The 1,687-nt window shown below is 38.8% G+C and carries 3 protein-coding genes; all 3 read right to left on the reverse strand.

The genetic code is table 11. The features are described from left to right. Positions 1 to 259: 259 nt before the first annotated feature. Entirely contained in the window at positions 260 to 469 is a 210-nt protein-coding gene (locus B4K20_RS00695) for a cold-shock protein (protein ID WP_286305444.1), read from the reverse strand. 292 nt (positions 470 to 761) lie between these two features. After that, the gene (locus B4K20_RS00700) at positions 762 to 1,031 is read right to left on the reverse strand and encodes an oxidative damage protection protein (RefSeq protein WP_091713471.1); all 270 of its coding nucleotides are present in this window, start codon (positions 1,029 to 1,031) and stop codon (positions 762 to 764) included. Positions 1,032 to 1,039: 8 nt separating this feature from the next. Continuing rightward, positions 1,040 to 1,687: A/G-specific adenine glycosylase (locus B4K20_RS00705; RefSeq protein ID WP_289281498.1), on the reverse strand; the 648-nt coding region annotated here is incomplete at its 5' end.

The following is a 1,687-nucleotide window of genomic DNA, read 5'->3' on the forward strand; positions in this document are numbered from 1 at the left end:
TGTAATGTTTTACTATTTTCTTGAATATCTTTAACTAAACCGCCCCAGTCTGCCAAGGCATAAGAAGTAGTGAAGCTGAAAGCAATGCCTAAAATGATGCTGGTAGGTGTTAATTTCATGTGAGTCCTTTGCTGCAATAGTCGTTCTATGATCAATTATTTCTGGCAGCTTAATATGGCTTTATTTAAAGCGTGTTGCAAATGAAAAAGGCCGTGCAGTGATGGCTGAACGGCCTTTCTATTTTTGGTTTACTTCTTACTCAACCGGGGATGACGTTTTCTGCTTGCGGACCTTTTTGCCCCTGAGTTACCTCCATGGTAACTGTTTGACCTTCTTTCAATGTTCTAAAGCCTTCTGACTTAATCGCTGAGTGATGGACAAATACGTCTGGACCATCAACTTGCTCTATAAAACCGAATCCTTTTGCATCATTGAACCACTTAACTTTACCTGTAACTTGCTCTGCCATATCAACCTCAATTTAATAACACTATCGGCACAACTCCTTGTTGACCGATTGACACTTCTAAGAAGCTTAATGGCATTGTAACCATATAAAATAAAAAAAAGACACTTTATTTATGATAAAAAGCAATATTTTTTTTGTTACATATCCTGGGTTAAGTCTGAATGTAAAGATAATTTATGTTTTATTAAATTGTTTTATATATATTTATTGGCAATGTAATAGCTTTTGGTGATAAATAAAAAAAGGGCCGTTAAATCTAACAGCCCTCATTTTTTTGATTGGTTTGCGGATTTTATCCTTTTGGAACAAAGTCTGCTGGAGGTGCCGAACCCTCACCAAAAAAGAATTTTTCCATTTCAGTTTTCAGAAATGCTTGCGACTTAGGATCGGCAAGTGACAGCCTATATTCGTTAATCAGCATGGTTTGTTGGCTTAACCACATTTGCCATGCTTCTTTTGAAACAGATTCATAAAGCGTTTTTCCCATTTCACCAGGGTAAGGGGGGAAGTCTAAACCTTCGGCTTCTTTGTTAAGTTTTACACAGTGTATTGTGCGTGCCATATTTGCCTCTATTGTAAAGTGTGTAAAAAAGAACGCACTGGTGCCGGAAGACCCAGTTGCATAATGTCGTTTATTTTATACCAGTTGCCGATGCTGTTGTCGGTCACAGCATTAATACGTGATTTTATTAAGAGTGGTCGAATCATTAATCTGAAATGGCTAAACACATGCGTCATTTCAGGTAACTCTTCAATGCTATCGATAGAAAAATGCAAAGTCTGCTCACAATAAGCCATCAGATCCTGCTTATCCGGACGTTCTGGAAAACTCCATAAACCGCCCCAGATACCCGTTGAAGGTCTTTGCTCCATAAATAACTCATCGTTATTCTGACAGACAAGCCAGTAACATGTTCTGGTAGGGATGGCTTTTTTAGGTTTTTTTTCTGGATAAGCTGTGGGGTTACCATTGTTATAGGCTAAACAGTGGGATTGTAATGGGCAACGTGGGCAGTCCGGTTTACTTCGTGTGCAAAGTGTTGCCCCTAAATCCATTTGTGCCTGAATATAATTAGCAATACGTTTATCGGGTAGTAGTGATTCCGCTTTTTCCCATAAACTATCTTCTACTTTTTTATTGCCAGGCCAGCCATCTATCGCAAAAAAACGTGTCAGGACGCGTTTCACGTTCCCATCTAGAATAGGATATTTCTGGTG

Source organism: Methylophaga sp. UBA5088 (assembly GCF_002414625.1).
Taxonomy (GTDB): Bacteria; Pseudomonadota; Gammaproteobacteria; order Nitrosococcales; family Methylophagaceae; genus Methylophaga; species Methylophaga marina.